This is a genomic window from Leptospira hartskeerlii (assembly GCF_002811475.1).
GTDB classification, from domain to species: Bacteria; Spirochaetota; Leptospiria; order Leptospirales; family Leptospiraceae; genus Leptospira_B; species Leptospira_B hartskeerlii.
The window spans coordinates 289384-309565 of record NZ_NPDL01000003.1 but is presented as its reverse complement, the minus strand read 5'-3'; the positions used below and the strand labels follow the sequence as shown (position 1 = coordinate 309565).

The following is a 20182-nucleotide window of genomic DNA, read 5'->3' as shown; positions in this document are numbered from 1 at the left end:
AAAGAACATAGAGGGTTGGTTATTCGTAGTTTTTAAGCTCTGTGAACTCCGTGGTCTCTGTGCGAAAAAAATACTAGAAAAAAAGTGCGGTTAGCCGATACCAGAAATAGAGGTATCGTATGGCTAAAAGTTCCGCCCTTTCCACACAGCTTTCCTTAGAAGAGTCCGCTTGGGAACTCTTTGAAACGGGAGCGTACGAGGAAGTATCCAAACTAGCGGAGAAGAATCCGAAAAGCGTGTTCTTAAATCATTTAAGAGCTGTTTGCGAATTCGAAACGGAAACGAATACTGCCAATAATTTTCCTTTAGAAGGAAAAACGGTCCTGACACCTCTGCTCGGTGCGTATCTGCATAGAGCCAAAGGAAATTCAAAAGAGGCCGCAGTATTATTTCACGAATACTTCAAGGCATCTTCCAGTCTGGTATCTTATTCTATTTTAACCACAGGGATCAAAGCATGTGAAGAAGTGGGGGCCCACAAAGCATGTGCGGATCTGATCCAAAGATATAAAGCGCTTTGGTCTGACGGATATTTTTCCAAACTAGAGTTCTTCTCCCTATATCACCTGAGAAAATTCGAGGAAGCCCTTAAAATATTCAAAGAAAATTCTGAAAGTCTAAAGGAAGACAGAGACGTTCTTGCCGCTTTAGGATTATGTTTTGTTCATATCGGAAGATTTGAAGATGCTTGTAATATATTGGAGAAACTTCCCGGTGCAGGAGAGATCCCATCTTACGAAGATAAGGTGACCGAGTATTCTGATAGGATTAAAAATATTCCTAAATTCGAAGCTAGGAAAAAAGAACTTTCTAGAACGGAACTTTTGGATCTGGGATATGCATATCTATTCTCAGAATCTTACAAAAAGGCGGAAGAAGTATTCACTTCTCTCGTTTCCCTAGGATCACGATAACCTTTCCTTTCAAAAGAGCCTCCCTGGATTTAGGGGAGGCCAATACCTTCTCCGCATCTTCGTTGGAGATCACAAGATCCGCACCCAATTTTCCGGAAACACCTAACGCAGTAGTAAGCAACGGTTTATAACCTGCGACTTCTTCCTTCATTGCGTCTTGCACTCTTGAAAAATAACGTATATATCCGTAATTCACGATGGAACTTTTTTTAACGAATAGCGGAGAATAGATCCCGATCCCATCTTCGTCCCTGATCTCAGAAAATAGAGCGGGCACTACTTCTAAATGCCTTGCATCCACAATAAGTCCAGTATAAGAATCTGCTGGGTTATGGACCGGATGGGCTTCCGGAAAACTTTCGGAAGAATAGGGCAGAGTAATATGGGAAAGAATTCCCTTCTTACCTTTTAACGAAAGAATTCCAGTAGCAATTAGATGATTTCCTTTGAATTGATTGTGGATCTCGATCGGTTCCTTCTCATAGATCTCTTGGAAAATTTCCCGAAAGGATTCGTCTTGTGCTATTTTTTCGCGAAGAAGAAGATTGGAATCCAACTTTAGATTCTCCATACTTCTATATAAATATTTCTTAATCTCTTCTTTAGCCGTTTCTTTTGCTATGTTTCTGGCTTCGGTAATGTTTTTTGCAGTTCCGATCTTATTATAATCCGGATCATCGGGATGAAATGTGATTTTAGGAAGTTTTACTTCTACGGTTTTACTAATTTCCCCAGTTCTCCAATTTACGATCGTTTCTGTTTTATCCTTGGATTCCCAAGCAAAAAGAGAAAGTCCAGAGATCAGAAAGAACACTAAAGCTTTACGTTTCATACAGCTTCTCCGGAAGAATAATTGGGAAGTTTAGAATATTCTAATTTTAATTGGTTCCATTCAGTGACTCTCTTTGCAGGAGGAAGGGAATTGATCAGATCCGTACCATAGGACTTGGTCCATATACGAGAATCCAATAAACTTACAATTCCTGTATCTTTCTCCGAACGGATCAATCTTCCAAAACCTTGTTTTAGAACTGTCGTAGCGTAAGGAAGTTGCAGATCCTTAAAAGGGTTTCCGCCTTTTTCTTTCAACTTCTCACTTCTCGCTTCCAAGACTGGATCGTTTGGCGGTTGGAACGGAAGTTTAGTTAGGATCACGGATCTGAGTTTATCTCCTCGGATATCGACTCCCTGCCAGAAGGAAGATACTCCAAAAAGGACCGCATCCTGGGTTGCTAAGAATTTATTCTTAGCGGCTTCCGGTCCCATTTCCAATTGAGAGATGATAGGCAGATCTGTTAGAGGCCGGATCGTTTCTATAATTTCATTCAAAGATTTATTAGAAGTAAATAGAACGAACACTCCACCCTTGGTTAGCTCGATCAGTTTTAAGATATAACGAGAAAGATCTGCTGCATTTCTTTCCGCAGATTCGGTTGCGTCCTTGATATCTTTTGGCAAAAAGAGTAATGCATTCTTCTCATAAGGAAAAGGAGACGCCACAAGTTTGGTACGAGAAGGTAATCTTCCGATCCGGTCCGCAAAGTAACTTAGATCGCCCTTATTGGTAGAAAGTGTAGCAGAGGTGAAAACAATACTTTCAGTTCTAGGTTCTAAAACTTCTCGGACGATTGTTTCGGACTTTAATGGTTGGGTCAGAAGTTTAGGGAACATCTCCTTTGTTTTGGTATTTGGAGGATCCGCCCAATATACTCTTTCTCCCTCATCCATCGTTCTGAAAAGATGTAAACCTTCAGCGATCTGACCGATACGTCCCGAAGACATTTCGATTTCCATCGCGATCTCTTTTTCTTCCAGCTCATCACTATCTTTAGAATATTTTTTTAATTCTATAAGTAGAGCCTCTTGCAGAGAATCTAATGCTGCTTCTAATTCTCCTCCGTCCATTTTCAATGGTCTACGAATTCTTTGCGAACCGTAGAAGTTGAGCGGAAGTTCTCCCACCACCTTATTGAAACAAAGGAAAAGTTTTTCTCCTGCAAGATTTGCAAGATCGTTGATCTTAGGGGAATTAAGCCTTGCTCCCAAGCCTGATTTTTTCTGAGAATTCCAAACACCTTGTAAAAGTTTTTGGATCTCTAAAGAAGATAATTCTATTCTGAATGCGTTTCCTAAAACTTCCGGAAAGTTATGAGCCTCATCCACTACGATCTTTTTGAAGTCGGGAAGAATATTAAAATCCGACGCTATATGAGCCGCGAGTAAAGAATGGTTTACGATCAGAAGATTTGACTTCTGCCATTTAGCTCTTTCTAAAAAATAAAAAGAATGGGAGAAGTTCGGGCAACTTCTTCCTAAACATGAATCCGCTTCTCTTGTCACCTTGGACCAAAAATCAGGGGATGCGTATCCATCGTATTCTTGCCTTCTTCCTGACTCGGAATTAGAGACCCAATCCTTAAAAGAATTTAGATGTTCCATCATCTCCGGACCGAAGGTTCCTTGTGTAAGAACATTTCCTAATTTTCTTTTGCAAACGTAGTTGGAGGCACCCATTGCGATCTCAGCTCTTACTTCTTGTCCCAAAATTTGAGAAACAAGAGGGATATCTTTTCGGATGAGCTGGTCTTGCAGAGCTTTTGTTTCCGTGGAGATGACTACGATCTCTTCTCCTTCTAATGCGCTGATAGCAGCAGGGATTAAATAGGCCAATGATTTACCGACGCCTGTTCCTGCTTCCACGATTAAATGTTCCGAGCTAGCAAACGCTTGTTCTACACTGTTTGCCATTTGGATCTGACCTGATCTGGATTCGAAATCAGGCCAAAGTTTGGAAAGCTTTTTGAATTGTTCTTCTACTCTACTCAAAATAAATCACGCTTCCCTGGTTCGGAAAAGTTTGATCACACAATATAAGGATAGAAGGGTTACTAAACCTAGAGAAACCCACATGATCAATGCTCCGTCCAAAGTTAATTCTTGCGAAACTGAAGTGAATGTTGCCTTGATCGAAGAAGTTTCTTTGTAAGGGAAGAAGTTCATAAAGAATGCCAGGATCAGTATAAAACTTCCCAAAAAGATTGGTAGCACTTTGTTTGTGGATTTGTTCCTGGACTCTTCCTTACCTTTTAAACTGAGATGTACCAGTAGATACACCAATGCGAATACTGCGATGATTGCCAGAAATACGTAACGGGAAATTAATGCCTGGAATTTAGCTTCTTCCGCACTCGTTCCTACGGAAGCGTTTGCGATCATCCAATCCACGTCCATTTTATTGATATACGATCCCAAGTTTTGGTAGAGGAACATTCCGAATACGATCAGCAAAAACGCAGGTGTGATGTATTGGATCACCCACCAGAAAAACTTTGGAAGGTGGGCGTGTGCACCTTTATGACCTTCTTCCAAACCTTTTTTCGCTCCGATCACCCAGCCGAAAATTACGATCTGTAAGGTAGCCAAAATATAGATAAGAACTGTTCCGACCCAGAAATCCGCTTGGTCCAGCGCGTTAAAGTTTTTGTTAAAATACAAGATCGGAAAAGAAAGTCCGAATGTGAAAAGAAAAAGTATAAAACTGGATGTACTCCTTCTAACATGAAACGCTTCTTCCAAAAATACGATCACAGGTTGTAGCATAGTTACGGAAGAGGTGAGTGCTGCTAAGAATAATACAAAATACCAGATGGCCCCAAAAAATGATCCCCCAGGCATTAGTGCAAACACGGAAGGAAGTGCGATAAATCCCATCCCGAATGTTCCAAAAGAAGTTGCGGAAACTCCTAAGAACAAAAATGCAACAGGAATAGTGATCATTCCGCCGAATGCTACTTCAACAAACTCGTTTAAAGAAGCAGCGGAAACGGAAGATAAGATCACATCGTTTTCTTTTTTGAGATAACTAGAGAATACTAAAGCGATCCCGAAGCCGGCGGATAAAGTGAAAAATATCTGACCTGCGGCCGAGATCCAAACTTTAGCTTCTCCCAAAGCGGACCAATTCGGGTTCCACATTTTTGCAAGTCCGAGTTCTATATTATCTAAAGTTAATACTCGAACAAGAACGATCACGGAACAGATCAGCATGGAAGGAACCGCGATCTTAGCGAATATTTCTATTCCTTTGGCGATCCCTCTATACACTAAGATAAAGTTCATTAGAAAACAGGCTAGGGTAGCGTAAAAAATTTTACCTTCGACTGCGCTTCCTGTTTCCTTCGCGCCCACTAAAGTATGAAAATGATCGGAAGAATTTTGGATGAGAGAATTCAACTCTCCGTTTGCCGGTTTTAGACTAATACTGCCCGTAATAAAATCGAAAGCGTAGGCTAAGCACCATGCTTCCACAAAAACATAATATACATAGATCAATAGAGGGATCGTAACTCCGATCGTTCCGAGCAGTCTAAGAGGAATGCCGGAGAGATAGGCACGGAACAGATTCGGAAAACTATGGCCATGTTCTCCGCCCATTCTTCCCATCACCCATTCTGTGATACAAACCGGGATACCGACCAGGATAAAGCTGATGATATAGGGAAGAAGGAATGCTCCTCCTCCGTTTTGCACTGCCTGTCCAGGAAATCGGAGGAAGTTTCCTAGTCCGATCGCGCCTGAGGCAACGGTTAATATGAGTCCAGTACGGGATTTCCAACTTTCCTTGGGCGGTTCTTTTGTCATGGGATGCACTATAATCCCAGTAAAACAGTCCCTCTTGTCAAAACGAATTCGGATTTAGAATCGGAAAAAAAAGAGACATAACCGGTTGAGAAATGTCTATGACTTTCTGGCAGAAAATAGAGAAAAAATGCTTTCAGCCAAGTCTAAGGTATAAGTCGAATCCATAATAGATCCGGTAGAAAAATGAAACTAGATAAGATCACATTAAAATTGAACGAGGCACTTTCGGGCGCCCAGAGCTCTTATGATAAGAACCCTGAGATACAAGAGGAACATATCATCGCTCAGATCCTAAACCAAGGAGATGGGTTTGCGCCTCCTCTGTTTTCCAAGCTTGGTTTAAATTTGCCTGCGTTCCTACGTAAAACGGAAGAATCGATCACAAGACTTCCCAGGGTAGAAGGTCATTCCGAAAAGGGATTCTCTAGGGCAGCAATCTCACTTCTACAATCTTCCGACAAGATACGGGCAGAATTGAAGGATGAATATCTTTCTACGGACCATGTTCTCTTGGCATTTTTGAAGAATGGTATATCTTCACTTCGCCAAGAATTCATTCAGTTAGGACTAGATTATTCTAAATTATTAAAAGCAGTATTAGAACTCAGAAAAGGACAACCGATCATGGATGATACTCCGGAAAACAAGGCAGACGCTTTAAAAAAATATGCAAAAAATCTAAATGAGCTGGCAAAGCTTGGTAAGCTGGACCCGGTCATTGGAAGGGATGAGGAGATCAGAAGGACCATCCAAGTACTTTCCCGCAGGACCAAAAATAATCCAGTCCTTATCGGTGAACCAGGTGTGGGTAAAACGGCAATTGTAGAAGGACTCGCAGGTAAGATCATACAAGGAGAAGTTCCGGAAGGAATTAAATCCAAGACGATCTATGCTTTGGATCTGGGAGCAATGATTGCAGGTGCAAAATACAGAGGAGAATTCGAAGAAAGACTGAAGGCCACCCTGGATGAAGTAAAACATAGCGATGGAAATATCATACTATTCATAGATGAGATCCATACTCTCGTGGGTGCTGGTGCGCAAGAAGGAGCAATGGACGCTTCTAATATGCTGAAACCGATGCTTGCAAGAGGGGAACTTCGTTGTATTGGTGCTACGACCTTAAAGGAATACCAAAAGTATATCGAAAAGGATGCTGCATTAGAAAGAAGATTCCAACCTGTTTATGTAAAAGAACCGAGCGTGGAAGAAACTGTAACCATTCTCCGCGGTTTAAAAGACAGATACGAACTACATCATGGAATTAAGATATTGGATTCCGCAATCGTAGCTGCAGCTAGTTTATCAAATCGTTATATAGCGGATCGTTTTCTGCCGGACAAGGCGGTGGATCTAATAGACGAGGCAAGTTCCAAAATGAGGATAGAAATGGATTCTATGCCGGAAGAATTGGACAAGCTAAGTAAAAAGATCCAATCCTTGAAGATCGAAAAAGAGGCATTAAAAAGAGAAACAGACCCTGCTTCCAAACAAAGAGTGGAGAATATTGCAAAAGAGCTTTCCGAACAGGAAGAACTCTTCCGAAATTTAAAAGCTCGCTGGGATCTCGAAAAATCCAAAATTTCCAAAATTAAGGAAATCAAGGAAGAAACCGACAAATACAAAGTTCTCGAAGCGGAAGCGGAAAGAAGAGGGGAGATCAATAGAGTAGCGGAAATACGTTATGGAAAACTAATAGAACTTTCCAAAGAAATGGAAAAGGCAAACGCGGAACTTAAAAAAATCTCAGGCTCAGGAAGACTTCTAAAAGAAGAAGTGGATGAGGAAGATATTGCAAACATAGTATCTCGTTGGACCGGAATTCCAGTATCTAAAATGCTCCAAGGAGAGAAGGCAAAACTTCTCAAAATGGAAGATTCTTTGAAGATTAAGGTGATTGGGCAGGACCATGCGTTGGAATTATTGTCCGAAGCGATCCGTAGATCCAGAGCAGGAATTGCAGATCCGCACCGTCCTATCGGTACATTCTTATTCTTGGGACCTACAGGAGTGGGTAAAACAGAAACTGCAAAAGCATTGTCCGAGTTCTTATTCGATGATGTGAACGCAATGCTTCGTATCGATATGAGCGAATATATGGAAGCACATTCCGTATCCAGATTGATCGGAGCTCCTCCAGGTTATATCGGACATGATGAGGGCGGTCAGTTGACCGAAGCAGTAAGACGTAGACCTTACTCTGTGCTCTTATTCGACGAGGTAGAGAAGGCACATCCAGAAGTGTTCAACATCTTCCTACAGATCCTGGACGAGGGTAGGTTGACCGATTCCAAGGGAAGGAATGTGGACTTTAAGAATACGGTCATCATTCTTACTTCCAATCTAGGCTCGGATGTTTTAGGTTCTAGCGAGTATTCGGAAGAGGAAAAGGAAAGAATGGTGGAGCAAAGGTTGAAAAAACATTTCAAACCTGAGTTCTTAAATCGTTTGGATGAAGTTATCCTGTTCAAGTCTGTGGACGAAGCGATGATCGCTAAGATCGCGGAACTTCAATTACAGATCATGGCGAAGAAGGCTGCCGAAAACGGATTAACGGTTAGCTTTACTCCTGCATTGAAAAAACATATAGTTCAGGCAGGTTTCGATCCTGAATATGGAGCAAGACCTTTGAAGAGACTGGTTCAGAGAGAAATAGGGAACGCTCTCAGTAACTTCATACTGAAGGGTGAATTCAAAGAAGGGCAGAGTATCGTCTTGGATTATACCGGCGGAACTGTGTCTGTGAAGTAGCATCCAAATAAAAAACCCCGGGTGGGAACACCTGGGGTTTCACTAAGCACAGCACATAGTAAGGGAAAAGAATGTGCAGTATTGCTTACGGGAGTTTGACCTCCCGTGTTCGATTTAGAATTCTACTTTATGTAGAAATAATTCCTCTTTTTTCATTTTTAAAACTTTAGAGGCCATGCTCTTGAAATCTTCAGGCGGCTCTAATAGTCCTAACTCTACTTTGGAAAGGAAAGGAGTTGAGACCTTTAATTTTTTAGCCATATCATATTGTTTGATCCCCAATTCTCTGCGTTTTGCCCAGAGTTTATTGGTAAGTCCTTGGCTGAATTCAGGGTAAACCTCTTCTACCGGACTTTCGTTGAACAGTTTATCTAATGTCGTTTTCAAATATTTAGCGCAAGCTAGTCTGAATTTTTCAGTAGGAGCTTGGCTTCCGGTTTCAATTTTGGAAAGGTAGCTAGGGGATACACCCAGAGCCCTTGCCATATCATATTGCTTGATTCCCCGTTTTTTGCGGAGCATATAGATGTGGTTGTTCATTCTTTTCCCCTTTTTAACCGTTTTAAAACGACCTTGCTTTGCCTCAAGAATAAATTTCCATCATGCTCAACAGGCACTTAAGTATAGAAATTTTTTCCAAAGTGGGCTAATACTAAGAGAGATAAGAATAAGAATCAAGCATTTGAAATCTTAATCTATAAAAAAAAGGGCGTTAGACTTCTAGTGGTTTGTAGAACACGGTCAGTAGTCCGAAGTATAAAGGCCTATAACCTTTTCGGACTACTGATATAAGGTATATCTAAGTCTATCTATAACTTAGAGTATGCGATCAGATCTTACCTTCTTTCAATCTACTGGAATCCAAAATGAATTGGTAATCCGTTTTAAGCTTTTGGGTAAGCTCTCTAACGAAGTTTTGCTTTTTAGCACGGATCAAATCTTCTTTGATTTTCTCTCTAACTTCTCCATAAGGCATAGGGATCCTATCTTGAGGATTGTTAGGATTTGATTTAGAATAAGAGAACATTTTGGCAGCTTCATACTGCTCTCTCATTTCCGCTTCTGAAACAGTTACATCGTTCGGAAGTTCTCTTTTGAATACCAAAGGTTGCACAATGTATAATTTCATTACATTGAACATATCTTGGAAATCTTTGGATTCTAAAGCGTCTTTTAATTCAGTAGAATGTTCCGATATCTTATACCAAATATATTGTTGTCTGAAAAATTGAAGCACATTCGCCTTATCATCTAATTTAGAAGAATCTAGGCCGCTTTGTTTTGCCAATTGCTCCAGTTCGTTCAGAACATCTTTGAACTTAACAGTTTCACCCGTTTTAGTATTTGTTAATAGAACGGAGTCATGGTTGAAAGTATTCAGATTATCTTGAGTGATATTCGCTTTTTCAAAACCGGCATTCTTGATTAATTGTTCTTCTTGTTCGCTAACTGCGCTGAACAAGAATCTTTTTTTCATAAAGTCTTCGTAACGAGGAGCGATATCGTCTACTTTCAGATCAAGATAATTACGTTTTACTTCTGCTTTGATCTGGTCGGGAATTCCCGGTGTTTCAGTATATTTTTTTGCGAGAACTTTCAGCTTTCCGAATTCTTTTGAGAAAAATTTTCCAACTCTGGAAGCGTAGATTGTTTCTACTCTTTCAACTCTTAAGATCAGGAATTTTTTCTTTCTAGGAGCTTTTGGATCTGCACCTGGAGGAAGTTGGTCATCGATCTCTTTTAAGATCCATTTTCCTTCATTCTCAGCTGCTTCTTTATAATAAGCTAAGTTAGGATCATTTCCACAATTCAAACATTGCGGCTCTAATAATCCGCCTACTGCTTTGTAAGCAGGTTGATCTGTATGATCTACAACGTATTGGATGATTTCTTTTTTAGACGAAAGTTTCTGAATTCCTTCGAAAATACTTTGTGCTCTCTGTCTGGTCACTTCTTCGTCTTTAGGATCGAAAGAGAAAACTGCGATCACTCGAACGAAAGCGAATTTTAATTTACCAACTTGCTCCAACTTCTCCGCTAAATTCCTTTGTAAGAAAGAAGCCGCCATTTGCGGTTTGGAGTATTTTAGAAAAACTGCTAATTCATCTTCGGATACAAGTTTCTTTTCCGTATTGTACAATGAGATCAATTTGAAAAGACCTAAGGTTTCCAGAAGTTGAGTTTGTTCTTCTTTAGTTGGATGATTCGGCTCCGGTTTGCGTCCGCCTGTATTTAGTTGGTAGAAGTTTCTGAGTTCTTTTCTGGTAACTGTGCCACCTTTGAAAGAGGCTAATACATCTGAGTCCGAATTACACTGAAAGAGCAATGCCGCCAGGAAGGAGAGTACGATTATTTTTTTGTTCATGTTGTTTTATATAACCTGTTCTTTTCGGATTTCGAAAAGACTAGTATTTATGGATGGTCTTTCGGGCAGGTTGCTGCTTCTTACCTTGGATTTCAACGGATATTTCGCGAGTTAGGCGTTTTTCGTTGTCTTGGTAAAGTCCTTCGGCTGCCCGAGCGCCTGAAGGTGGGCCGGAAGAATTCCAATCGGAAGGAGTTTCTTTTGTCTTCATAGAAAGCATCTCTTGTTTTTGAGAAGAGAGTTTATCCATCTCCGCTCCAATCGATACTTTTAGAGATTCCGAATAATCTCGATCCGCTGCAATTCTGTCCTTGATTTTGCCTAGTTCAGTTAGGTCCCTATCTATTTCTTCCGTTTTACGTAAAAGATGAGCCACTTTAATTTTCATGGAATAAGACCTGGAACTTTAAACTTCAGTTCCTGAGTCTAGGCCCCAGGCTGCTTCTTGCAAGTAGGAAAAAAAGAGTCCGCAGGTGAGGATCATCAACTCTTCTCCCGGTTTGGATAGGCATATAAGAAGGAAGAAGGTGGAAAATAAGATACCACTAAGTAGATCCTTGTTTCCTTTCCAGATCACCCAAAACATTCCTAAAAATAACAATGCTGATTTGAATAAGGAAGGTTCTAAACCGGGATGAGCCGGCTCATATAACAACCAAACTCCTGAAAGCAAAACACAAAGTGCTAAAATAATAATACGAATCTGTTTCGGAATGGATAAAATTAGAAATAAGGAAAGTGCGGGAATTAAAAAAGGGGAAAGCTCTCTTCTAGAAAAGGAAAGGATACAGGAACCGGCCAATATCAAAACGCCTAAAGTTTCTCTAAACGCAGGAGAACGACTTCCTAAAAAAGAAAAACCCCCGGAAGATATCATTCCTGCAAGGCTTAAAGATACCAGATCCAAAATGAATTCGGCAGATGTGCCATCCCAAAAGGAAAGCGCGCATACTGAAGCGGGAAAAAGTAAAAAACTGAGATTCGGTCTAAGCGTTTTAGAAGAATGGAATTGGGAAAATGCGATCGTAAGACAAAGCACCAAGGAGCCCGAGAATGGAAATCCATAGGTTTTGAAAAACAGATAAGCCGAGGTGAAGAATAGAAAAACCATTTGTATCTATTATGAAATTCCGGTATCTTGACGAATCGAACCGTTATGATCCTGAACGAGATTATCATCTCAACGGAAAAGATAGACAGCGTTCAAGTTCTGAAATTGCAGGGTTCTATCAACTCCTTTACGGAGAAAAAATTTAAGGATGTGCTGTCCTTGGCAGTTCGCCAAGGACCGGTCATCATGGATATGGAAGACGTACATTTGGTATCCTCCACTGGGGTCCAGGCCTTAAAGGAAGTAAGCCAATCCAGTTTTTCAAGTAAGAATAAACTCGTCCTTGTAAATATCTCCAAAGCGGTGATCAATGTTTTTAAAATGGCGGGTTTGAGCGGGTTTTTCCTAATCGCAAACGACGAAGAGGCCGCTTTAAAGATGGCTTCCAAACGTTGATATTCTCGGATCTAAGATGGACAATCTCGGAAATAGAAAATGAAATCTGAAAAAACTTCCTCCTTCAATTATTTTAGAAAGGCCTGGCATTTACTCGGGCTGATCATTCCTGCCTTCTATTACTTCGATGTATTCCACGGGCAATTTTCTCTCCTGTATGCAACTCGTGCTATTCTTACTATCTTACTTGTTCTATGCCTCGGGCTTTTGGTCTTGTTAGAATGGGCCAGATTCCATATTCCGGTTGTCCAATCAATATTTGTAAAGTTAGCCGGTCCTTTATTGAAGGAAGAAGAGAAGTCCAGGATCAATGGAACATTCCCTTATTTTCTTTCTATTACTCTTGTTGTCTTTTTTTTCCCTCCTGATATCGCGATCCTTTCTCTATTATTCTTAGTGATTGGAGATCCAATGGCTGCTTGGGTGGGAACTCATTTCGGAAAGAATAGATTTTCAAACGGTAAATCCAAGGAAGGGATCATTGCATTCATTCTATCTTCTACAATCGTAGGGCTCTGGTTTATCTATGTGGTTCAGTCGGGCTCTAGAGAATTCGGGATCTATCAATTTTCTTCCGGAGAATTTTGGCAGAATGTAATTTTAGTTTTGCCTGCGGTGATCGCGGCAGCGGTAACTGAATTATACAGTGGAACTTATTGGAACGGGATTGTGGATGATAATCTTTTGATTCCGGTTGTGTCTGCGGTTGTATTGGGATTCTTTGCTTATTTTACTTTGGACTTAAGCATAGGCCAGATCTTCTTGAATCCGGCCCAGATTTTCGAAACATATTAAGAAAATCAAATTTTCTTTTTTCGGAGATAACTTTAAGGAGTTTTTTCCGGAGGAAGGACATGATATACAAAATCAATTCTTGTCTTTGTGCTTCCTTTGATCCCTTTTGCGGACCATGTAAATTCTAAATCCGTAGGAAAAATAGAAGTCTCGTAAGGATATTGACCTAAACGATTTTCCTTTTTCTGTTTTTCTTTTACCATAGCGCCCAAGTAATTAAAAGAGCCGATCCAATCTTCTCCAATTTCAAAACCTTCCATCTTACCTTTAACGCCAGAAAATTCGTACATTGCAAAATAGGTTTCCTGGATCTGTTTTCTTTCTTCAGGACTCATTCTACGATTCATTCTGAGTACAAAACCTGGAGTTTCACGAGCATGGAAATAAAGATAATTACCTAATTCTTCCCAAGTGTTCGGCTTTTTGGCATTTGGAATATCCACTGAATATTTTTTATTCAAAGGAGAAGGTTCTCTGCACACTCCATCTCTCGTGAAATAGTCGCAGAGTTCCACATTGCTTACGGAAAGAGCAGAAGGTTCACATGCCGCAAATAATAGTAGAGAAGAAAAGATTAGTTTAACGTTTTTCCAAAGAGGTAACATAAGATTCTCGTAAATTAGTAAAAAAGTATAGAACTTCAGGATGTTTAAAAAATTCCCAAGCTGACTGTTGAGGGATCCATTTTTGTCCTTGGTAGGTATAGATGATCTCCGCGAATACTCCGTGGAACATATAGATCCTATGTAGATCTTCTTCCAAGGAAGCTAAAACCAAATTATAAGGAGTAAGATAACCGGGTAGTATTCTAATCGATTCATCAGATTTGCGTAAAGAGGTTTGGAATTTAGTACATTCTTTTTGGAGACTAGGAAGTTCTTCTCTGGATATTCTACGCTTTAAGGAAAGAATACGAGTGAATCTTCCGATTGGAGAATCTAGAAAATTCTCAAATTGGTGGGTCCATTTAGGAAGGGGTTTGGATTCGTATAGGGCTTGAGAGAATGTATCCTCTGCTTTTTCTTTCAAACGATAGTAAGCCTCTTCATTTTCATAGGAAACCACTAGGAAGAAAGTAGCCGGGAGAGGTTTTTTGGGTTTGGAAGAAGTCTGTTTGGAATTCACTTGTTTAAAGCTTCGTTTCAGGCAGCAGATTATAATTTGGAATCGAAATAATCCAGCAGAATTTTAGTAAGCCAGCGACCGTCCGGAAGGTCAGGATTGGAATCAGTTACGAATCCAACATGTCCACCTTGTTTAGTAAGAATGGTCTTTAGGTTTGGAAGTTTAGCCCAATCGATAGAATTCCACTCGAATAGCGGAACAACAGGATCATCCTCCGCATGAATGAGTATCCCAGGACGAGTGATGGATTGGATATAATTGATACATGAATTCTTTTTATAATATTCCATTGCACTTGGATATCCGAAAGAAGGAGCGGTGATCATATCATCAAAGTCGAAAAATGTTTTTACCTTCTTGGAATTTTCCAACTGCAAAGGAGTTAGATCCAAGATACCTTCTTTGATCTTCTTCTTAAAACTGCTTATAAAATGATTTCTATAAAATCTTCCGGAAAGTGAATCTATAAAGTCACAGTTCTTTGCAAGATCCAGAGGAGGGGAGACCGCGGAGAATGCAATAGACTTATGATTTCTGGATTCTCCGAAAAATTTCAGGACCAAATTTGCAGAAAGTGAAAATCCAGATACAAAGATCTTCTTACTCAGATACTCATACATATAATCCAAGACATCTTGGACATCCTCCGACTGACCTGCGTAATACGATTTCCTAGCGAATCCTCTTCCTCTACCGCAATTTCGCAGATTCATGCGAATGATACCGTATCCTCTCTCCAGAGCGGAAGTTGCAAGAGAAACTAAATAAGAACTTTCCGAATCACCTTCCATTCCATGGATCATGAGTATATACGTTCCGTTGGAAGGAATGGCGCTCTTACGATAGGAAGAAACGGGAGGGTTATGTTCTAACCAGAGTTTGTCTCCGGATTCACCACTTACAGTGAGAAGAATGTCTTCGCAGTAATAAGAAGTCCGAAGAGGGTTTTCCGGGGGAAATAATGTGCTATAAATTGTTTGAGCATGTTTGCCCGATACGAATCTTTTAGGTCGAAAATGAGAGGCTTCCATAGATTCAACGGATCTCGTTTTCTTTAAAAAACTCTTTCCACTCTTCTTCTTGTTCTTTTTTTAAAAGTGCTTTTTTATCTAAAAACTTTCTGAATTTTTTTAAGAAAACTTTTCCTTTTTCCCTGATCTTTGCATCGTCGGGAAACATATCTTCTAGATAAAAATTCAAGAACTCATCTAACTCAAAACCGCCCAAGTCGGAGATTAAAATTTTTTCCGAATTATGTTCAGGATTATCAAATAGTAACTGAGAGAATTCCAGAAATAGGGAAGGCATTTCTTTTTCGGAAGAAGAAGCTCCTTCCGGAATCGTTTCCAGAAAGGAGCTAACGGTTTCTTCTAAGGAAGAGGGACCAGACAAGTTATAAAACCTTAATTTTGTTTTGGGAATTCGATTTTGGTTGCGAGAGAGTCAACGATACCGTATTTGATCGCTTCTTCTGCGTCCATATAATAGTCTCTGTCCGTATCTTCTTCCAATTTCTCGACAGGATGACCGCAAGCGTCTGCAAGAATTTGGTTCAATCTTGCTCTTGTTTTTAGGATCTCTTCTGCTTGGATCTTAAGATCAGTTGCAGGAGCTACGATCTGTCCACCGATACTCGGTTGGTGGATCATCACTTTACCGTTAGGCCAAATGGTTCTTTTTCCTTTTACACCTGCAGCTAAAAGAACGGATCCCATTGAAGCAGCAAGTCCCATACATACAGTATGAACGGGAGAAGAGATCATCTTCATTGTGTCGTAAATAGTAAGTCCGGAAGTAACAACTCCTCCGGGGCTATTGATATAGAATGTAATTTCTTTTCCTGGATCCGCCATTTCCAAATAGAGTAGTTTGCCTACGATGTCTTTTGCGGATTCATCGGTAACCGCTCCCCATAAGAAAATTTTTCTATGGTCGATGAACTTTTTGGAAATTTTGCTACCGGTTAATTCTTCGATTACTTCGGTGATTTTTTCTGTCTCGGACATTCTGGCTCCCTTAAGCAGCGGTTCGTTCTTCCAGTTTCTTCCTCCGTAATTTCCTGAAAACTCCAATAAATACGAAAGCTACAAAGGAAACGTAAAAAAAGCGAAGCAACTGGATCGGAGGGACCGGCATATCCCGGTCCGCTCTTAAAGCAATTAGACGGGAGGCGAGGACCGGACGATTCTCCGCTTTTGGTTCTGGCTCCCTAAATTTGATAATTTGTGCGTTTTCGGAGAGAAGATAATACTTTCTGGCTTCTTTCTCCAAGGCTAACCTATCATCACGTAGGAGTTTTTGCCTTTCTTCTAATTGTCTATTCTCATACTCCAGTCTTTCCACATCCAAACGAAGGCTGGAAAGACTGGTTTCTAGGGTAGACCGTACGACCAAACCTGACTCTCCTAGTACCGTGAAGTAAAACATTCCGGAAAGGAAGAGCAGAAGTAAAAACAGTTTGTTCGCCAGATTCATACCCATAGAAGTTCAGAGATTATAGAATGTATTTCTCCCTTTGTAAACCGCAGAAGAACCTAATTCTTCTTCGATCCTCAAAAGTTCGTTATATTTAGCGATCCTATCGGTCCTGGAAAGAGAACCAGTTTTGATCTGGCCCGCGTTCGTACCTACTGCGATATGCGAAATAGTTACGTCCTCAGTTTCTCCGGATCTATGGCTGATCACATTCGTATATTTGGCTTTTTTAGCCATATCGATGGACGCCAATGTTTCGGATAAACTTCCGATTTGGTTCACTTTGATCAGGATGGAATTGCCCACTTTTTGGGAAATTCCCTGAGATAGTTTTTCTATATTGGTAACGAATAAATCATCACCAACGAGTTGGATCTTCTTACCCAATTTCTCGCTTAGAAGTTTCCAACCTTCCCAGTCGTTCTCATCCAGACCGTCTTCAATAGTAATGATCGGATACTTTGAGACTAGATTTGAATAGTATTCTACCAATTCTGCGCTAGAGAACTCTTTATTTCCTTCTCCACCCAGAACGTACTTTTTCTTGGATTTATCGAAAAACTCGGAAGAAGCAGCATCTAGACCCAATAATACGTCTTTTTCCGGCTTATAACCCGCTTTTTCGATGGCTTGAAGAATAACTTCTAATCCTTCCAGGTTGCTTGCCAGGTCAGGTGCAAATCCACCCTCGTCTCCTACTGCAGTATTCAGTTTTTTGGATTTGAGAACCGACTTAAGGCTATGGAAAACTTCTGCCCCAACTCTTAATGCCTCGCGGAAGCTGTTTACTCCCACAGGTAGGATCATAAACTCTTGGAAGTCTACGTTATTGTCTGCGTGAGCACCACCGTTGATGATGTTCATCATTGGAACAGGAAGTTCCTTTGCGAAGTTTCCGCCTATGTATCTGTAAAGTGGAAGTCTTGTATGAGAAGCTGCTGCCTTTGCTACCGCAAGAGAAGTTCCGAGTATCGCATTTGCGCCTAATTTGGATTTGTTTTTGGTTCCGTCCTTATCCAGCATCAGGAAATCGATTCTATTCTGGTCTAAAGCATCTTCACCGATCAGTATATCTTTGATCTTGACGTTCACATGATCAACAGCTTTTAGGACACCTTTGCCTAGATAACGGGACTTATCTCCGTCTCGCAATTCTACTGCTTCGTATTCTCCCGTGGAGGCTCCCGAAGGGACTGCGGCTCTACCGAAAGAGCCGTCTTCCAGTTTAACATCTACTTCTACCGTAGGATTTCCTCTGGAATCCATGATTTCGCGGGCGCGGATCGCCGAAATTTTGGAAGATTGGGACATGTGATTCTTATAATACCTATCTCTTATAGATTTTTCCTGAAATCCTTTTGTTACGGGGAAATAAATCAAGCGGGAAAAGGAGGAAAAAAGATTGCCTCGGCGGGGGATAAAGATAGAAATCCATCGATGAAAACGACAGAAAAGCATTCTATATTCTTTCATATCTCCTTCACAATACTATGTATCATTGTTTTATTACTTCCGATCCCGGCTACGAGCGGATGGAGAATGTTTTTTCTGGTCTTAGTCTATAATGTTTCTCTGCCGATCGTTGCCCAGGTTTGGGAACATGATCGCTGGATGGATATTTTCCTTTTCGTTTTGCCAGTAAGTATTCTACAAGTGGTTCCTGATTGGTTCTTATCCAAGGTGCTCGGGGTATTGGTATTTCCTCCCGACGGATTTTATAAGATCGGAACAGTATCCGCATACATGGCAGGACTTTGGACCATACCGTTATTTATCATTGTCTATGTTTCCACTCGATTCGAGAAACGATATCCGGAAGCAAATCCGATCAGCAAATATCTGTTAGCCGGAGGAAGCGCATTTTTGATCTTCTTCTTATCCGAAGAATTTATGAGACTCATCCCGGTTTGGTATTCTCAAAATGTTTCTACGATCGGACATACTGCGATCTATGTTCTATTTCCAGAATTTGTTTTAGGTATATTTACTACATTCGCATATTTTCATACGGAGCATAAACCTTTTAGAACAAAATTACTTTGGGCAATACCGACGATGTTCGTATATTTGGGAGCGCTCTCTTTTAGTTATTTATTTGTAGAAGGTGTCTGGAAAGTCTAAGAAAGAATGAAAGTCCTAACTCGAATTTCAGAAATTAAGGACTTACTCTCGGATCGAAATCCGGATATTTTTAGTCTACCACCCGAGTTTTCGATCGAGGTAGATATAGATCCGGACTATTCTTATACGATCCAAAATGAATTTACCGTAGAAGGGAAGGCTACCTTCGAGAATAAGGATGCGGTCGTTAAAGTCAGTCCTGCTCAGAACGGAAGGTCCGGATTTAGCTGGAATGGAATTCGATACGATCTAGACAGCCAAAAATGTATTAAAGGAAATCATAATATACAACTGGGAGAAGTGAAAGTGATAGAACATCCTCTTGCTTGGATGTTAGCTTTCGGAGTGTATGCCGATTTTACCTTGAGTGAATCCAGTTTTCCTACATTCGATTTTTGTGACCGAGTCTATATGGACCAAGCCAAAGGAAATTGGAGAAGGTTAGAAAGAAGAAAAAAAATCACTGTATCTTCACCATTTGCTCTAGTTTGGGACAAAGGTTACTGTGTTTTGGAGCCGGCAGCCCAGGAGTCAAAAGGTCTTTTAATAGACCACCAAGTGGAATATCCAGGAAACACAGTCGGAAGATCCAGGATTGTTGCCGAGCTAACTCCTGAAAAATTTTCTTATTTTGGGGATGCAAGGACCACTGCATTCCGTAACAAAAAAGACGCAGAAAGTTTTTATCAAATTGGACTTTCTGGAGGATTGAAAGATTATCCATTCACTTTGGAAAATGTATTACTTTTAGATGAAGATAAAATTTATAATATTAGGGAAAAATTTAAGGATCCGAGATCAAATTATAATTACGAATTCATCTGTCACGAATTGATAGATATCATCTCTTGGTTACGTTTTGTAGAAGAAAAATACGAAGGGAAATTTTTCGGAAAAATGACAACCTTTCTTTTTGATCATCACAAACAGATAGATATCGCCCAATTTTCCTGCGATCCGGAAGAATTGGAAAAATACGGGATCCGGATCGGAAATTAATTTCAGGCAAATGATTTCCAAAAGCCTAAAACTACTTGTAATAGGAACGATTTCGTTTTAAAAAAACAAAACGAAGTCCAAATTTTCTCAAAAGAGGTTTTCAATGAGGATCGGAATATTACCGCTCTTATTTATCTTAGTGATCGCAGCAAACTGCGTAGCGTTGAACACTACCGGATTAACGAATCGTTATAAAGGAAGTGAGGCAAAGGATAAAATAGAAGAGGCGGCGACTGTCGCGGCTCAATTATACGCGATCGGAACAGGAGACTTTTCAGGCTCGACTTATTTGAATAATATCTATCTTCCACCGATTTTGGCAGGAATTAAACCTGGCGAATATTATGCCAAAGAAGACGTGAATGCCTGTGTGGACGAGATCAAATTGTTCGGAGCCTTGAAACTTCAGCCTTCTATCGCGGTTCTGTTTGGCCAATGTTCAAACCTGCAGCCAGACAATAATGTGTATGGAAATGTAAACTAAACTTC

Annotated in this window: 22 protein-coding genes; 8 read left to right on the top strand and 14 right to left on the bottom strand. The window is 40.4% G+C overall.

Annotated features, from left to right (window positions below):
* Window positions 1–119: 119 nt before the first annotated feature.
* On the top strand, window positions 120–914 hold the full coding sequence (locus tag CH352_RS06910) for a hypothetical protein (protein ID WP_100706084.1): 795 nt from the start codon (window positions 120–122) through the stop codon (window positions 912–914).
* Here the strand turns inward: CH352_RS06910 and CH352_RS06905 are convergent.
* From CH352_RS06905 to CH352_RS06895, 3 genes are read right to left on the bottom strand one after another with little or no spacing between them, the layout of a single operon-like run.
* Window positions 883–1746 carry a hypothetical protein gene (locus CH352_RS06905; RefSeq protein WP_100706083.1) on the bottom strand — a complete coding sequence of 288 codons (864 nt, stop codon included), beginning with the start codon at window positions 1744–1746 and terminating at the stop codon, window positions 883–885. The genes CH352_RS06910 and CH352_RS06905 overlap by 32 nt on opposite strands.
* Complete coding sequence (locus CH352_RS06900; protein WP_100706082.1) at window positions 1743–3740, bottom strand: ATP-dependent DNA helicase; 1998 nt, start codon at window positions 3738–3740, stop codon at window positions 1743–1745. The genes CH352_RS06905 and CH352_RS06900 overlap by 4 nt, the downstream gene beginning before the upstream one ends.
* A gap of 6 nt (window positions 3741–3746) precedes the next feature.
* A complete protein-coding gene (locus tag CH352_RS06895) occupies window positions 3747–5555 on the bottom strand; it encodes a sodium-dependent transporter (protein WP_100706081.1) in 1809 nt (602 codons plus the stop codon).
* Window positions 5556–5738: 183 nt separating this feature from the next.
* On the opposite strand from CH352_RS06895, the gene clpB reads away from it, so the two are divergent.
* Window positions 5739–8306 carry an ATP-dependent chaperone ClpB gene (gene clpB, locus CH352_RS06890; RefSeq protein ID WP_100706080.1) on the top strand — a complete coding sequence of 856 codons (2568 nt, stop codon included), beginning with the start codon at window positions 5739–5741 and terminating at the stop codon, window positions 8304–8306.
* A 114-nt stretch (window positions 8307–8420) separates the two neighbouring features.
* Here the strand turns inward: clpB and CH352_RS06885 are convergent, their stop codons facing one another.
* The 4 genes from CH352_RS06885 to CH352_RS19135 form a co-directional block, all read right to left on the bottom strand.
* Window positions 8421–8828, bottom strand: a complete 408-nt coding sequence (locus tag CH352_RS06885; protein WP_100706079.1) for a helix-turn-helix domain-containing protein — start codon at window positions 8826–8828, stop codon at window positions 8421–8423.
* Between the two features lie 307 nt (window positions 8829–9135).
* Window positions 9136–10671, bottom strand: coding sequence for an LIC12015 family putative lipoprotein (locus CH352_RS06880; protein WP_100706078.1), 1536 nt, complete (start codon window positions 10669–10671; stop codon window positions 9136–9138).
* 40 nt (window positions 10672–10711) lie between these two features.
* Window positions 10712–11059, bottom strand: coding sequence for a hypothetical protein (locus CH352_RS06875; protein WP_100706077.1), 348 nt, complete (start codon window positions 11057–11059; stop codon window positions 10712–10714).
* Window positions 11060–11077: 18 nt separating this feature from the next.
* Window positions 11078–11326, bottom strand: a complete 249-nt coding sequence (locus CH352_RS19135) for a hypothetical protein (RefSeq protein ID WP_243396250.1) — start codon at window positions 11324–11326, stop codon at window positions 11078–11080.
* A gap of 58 nt (window positions 11327–11384) precedes the next feature.
* Between CH352_RS19135 and CH352_RS19130 the strand changes: the two genes are divergently transcribed.
* From CH352_RS19130 to CH352_RS06860, 3 genes are all read left to right on the top strand, one after another.
* Complete coding sequence (locus CH352_RS19130) at window positions 11385–11738, top strand: hypothetical protein (protein WP_243396248.1); 354 nt, start codon at window positions 11385–11387, stop codon at window positions 11736–11738.
* A gap of 89 nt (window positions 11739–11827) precedes the next feature.
* The gene (locus tag CH352_RS06865; protein ID WP_008590048.1) at window positions 11828–12178 is read left to right on the top strand and encodes an STAS domain-containing protein; all 351 of its coding nucleotides are present in this window, start codon (window positions 11828–11830) and stop codon (window positions 12176–12178) included.
* A 39-nt stretch (window positions 12179–12217) separates the two neighbouring features.
* The gene (locus tag CH352_RS06860; protein WP_100706075.1) at window positions 12218–12973 is read left to right on the top strand and encodes a diacylglycerol/polyprenol kinase family protein; all 756 of its coding nucleotides are present in this window, start codon (window positions 12218–12220) and stop codon (window positions 12971–12973) included.
* Between the two features lie 32 nt (window positions 12974–13005).
* Here CH352_RS06860 and lcpA read toward each other — a convergent pair whose 3' ends face one another.
* From lcpA to eno, 7 genes are read right to left on the bottom strand one after another with little or no spacing between them, the layout of a single operon-like run.
* Window positions 13006–13578, bottom strand: coding sequence for a complement regulator-acquiring protein LcpA (gene lcpA, locus CH352_RS06855; RefSeq protein WP_100706074.1), 573 nt, complete (start codon window positions 13576–13578; stop codon window positions 13006–13008).
* Window positions 13553–14098 (bottom strand): DUF4416 family protein, encoded by a 546-nt coding sequence (locus tag CH352_RS06850; RefSeq protein ID WP_100706073.1) that lies wholly within the window; start codon window positions 14096–14098, stop codon window positions 13553–13555. Before CH352_RS06850 ends, lcpA begins: the two co-directional genes overlap by 26 nt.
* Before the next feature lie 29 nt (window positions 14099–14127).
* Entirely contained in the window at window positions 14128–15129 is a 1002-nt protein-coding gene (locus CH352_RS06845) for a YheT family hydrolase (protein ID WP_100706072.1), read from the bottom strand.
* A gap of 4 nt (window positions 15130–15133) precedes the next feature.
* Entirely contained in the window at window positions 15134–15490 is a 357-nt protein-coding gene (locus tag CH352_RS06840; RefSeq protein WP_100706071.1) for a hypothetical protein, read from the bottom strand.
* Window positions 15491–15501: 11 nt separating this feature from the next.
* The gene (locus CH352_RS06835) at window positions 15502–16104 is read right to left on the bottom strand and encodes a ClpP family protease (RefSeq protein WP_100706070.1); all 603 of its coding nucleotides are present in this window, start codon (window positions 16102–16104) and stop codon (window positions 15502–15504) included.
* 10 nt (window positions 16105–16114) lie between these two features.
* Entirely contained in the window at window positions 16115–16579 is a 465-nt protein-coding gene (locus tag CH352_RS06830) for an FtsB family cell division protein (protein WP_207766653.1), read from the bottom strand.
* Window positions 16580–16585: 6 nt separating this feature from the next.
* Window positions 16586–17884 carry a phosphopyruvate hydratase gene (eno, locus tag CH352_RS06825; protein ID WP_100706069.1) on the bottom strand — a complete coding sequence of 433 codons (1299 nt, stop codon included), beginning with the start codon at window positions 17882–17884 and terminating at the stop codon, window positions 16586–16588.
* Between the two features lie 126 nt (window positions 17885–18010).
* Between eno and CH352_RS06820 the strand changes: the two genes are divergently transcribed.
* From CH352_RS06820 to CH352_RS06810, 3 genes are all read left to right on the top strand, one after another.
* Window positions 18011–18694, top strand: a complete 684-nt coding sequence (locus tag CH352_RS06820) for a DUF6989 domain-containing protein (protein ID WP_100706253.1) — start codon at window positions 18011–18013, stop codon at window positions 18692–18694.
* 6 nt (window positions 18695–18700) lie between these two features.
* Entirely contained in the window at window positions 18701–19693 is a 993-nt protein-coding gene (locus CH352_RS06815) for a UDP-3-O-acyl-N-acetylglucosamine deacetylase (protein WP_100706068.1), read from the top strand.
* A 103-nt stretch (window positions 19694–19796) separates the two neighbouring features.
* Window positions 19797–20177, top strand: coding sequence for a TIGR04452 family lipoprotein (locus CH352_RS06810; protein WP_100706067.1), 381 nt, complete (start codon window positions 19797–19799; stop codon window positions 20175–20177).
* The last annotated feature ends 5 nt before the right edge of the window (window positions 20178–20182 follow it).

Coding starts and splice junctions, on each gene's coding strand:
- eno (WP_100706069.1), bottom strand. CDS start 17,884: ATGTCCCAATCTTCCAAAATTTCGGCGATCCGCGCCCGCGAAATCATG.
- CH352_RS06820 (WP_100706253.1), top strand. CDS start 18,011: ATGAAAACGACAGAAAAGCATTCTATATTCTTTCATATCTCCTTCACA.
- CH352_RS06845 (WP_100706072.1), bottom strand. CDS start 15,129: ATGGAAGCCTCTCATTTTCGACCTAAAAGATTCGTATCGGGCAAACAT.
- CH352_RS06895 (WP_100706081.1), bottom strand. CDS start 5,555: ATGACAAAAGAACCGCCCAAGGAAAGTTGGAAATCCCGTACTGGACTC.
- CH352_RS06860 (WP_100706075.1), top strand. CDS start 12,218: ATGAAATCTGAAAAAACTTCCTCCTTCAATTATTTTAGAAAGGCCTGG.
- CH352_RS06905 (WP_100706083.1), bottom strand. CDS start 1,746: ATGAAACGTAAAGCTTTAGTGTTCTTTCTGATCTCTGGACTTTCTCTT.
- CH352_RS06880 (WP_100706078.1), bottom strand. CDS start 10,671: ATGAACAAAAAAATAATCGTACTCTCCTTCCTGGCGGCATTGCTCTTT.
- CH352_RS19130 (WP_243396248.1), top strand. CDS start 11,385: ATGGATAAAATTAGAAATAAGGAAAGTGCGGGAATTAAAAAAGGGGAA.
- clpB (WP_100706080.1), top strand. CDS start 5,739: ATGAAACTAGATAAGATCACATTAAAATTGAACGAGGCACTTTCGGGC.
- CH352_RS06815 (WP_100706068.1), top strand. CDS start 18,701: ATGAAAGTCCTAACTCGAATTTCAGAAATTAAGGACTTACTCTCGGAT.
- CH352_RS06835 (WP_100706070.1), bottom strand. CDS start 16,104: ATGTCCGAGACAGAAAAAATCACCGAAGTAATCGAAGAATTAACCGGT.
- CH352_RS06885 (WP_100706079.1), bottom strand. CDS start 8,828: ATGCTCCGCAAAAAACGGGGAATCAAGCAATATGATATGGCAAGGGCT.
- CH352_RS06830 (WP_207766653.1), bottom strand. CDS start 16,579: ATGGGTATGAATCTGGCGAACAAACTGTTTTTACTTCTGCTCTTCCTT.
- CH352_RS06910 (WP_100706084.1), top strand. CDS start 120: ATGGCTAAAAGTTCCGCCCTTTCCACACAGCTTTCCTTAGAAGAGTCC.
- CH352_RS06865 (WP_008590048.1), top strand. CDS start 11,828: ATGATCCTGAACGAGATTATCATCTCAACGGAAAAGATAGACAGCGTT.
- lcpA (WP_100706074.1), bottom strand. CDS start 13,578: ATGTTACCTCTTTGGAAAAACGTTAAACTAATCTTTTCTTCTCTACTA.
- CH352_RS06875 (WP_100706077.1), bottom strand. CDS start 11,059: ATGAAAATTAAAGTGGCTCATCTTTTACGTAAAACGGAAGAAATAGAT.
- CH352_RS06810 (WP_100706067.1), top strand. CDS start 19,797: ATGAGGATCGGAATATTACCGCTCTTATTTATCTTAGTGATCGCAGCA.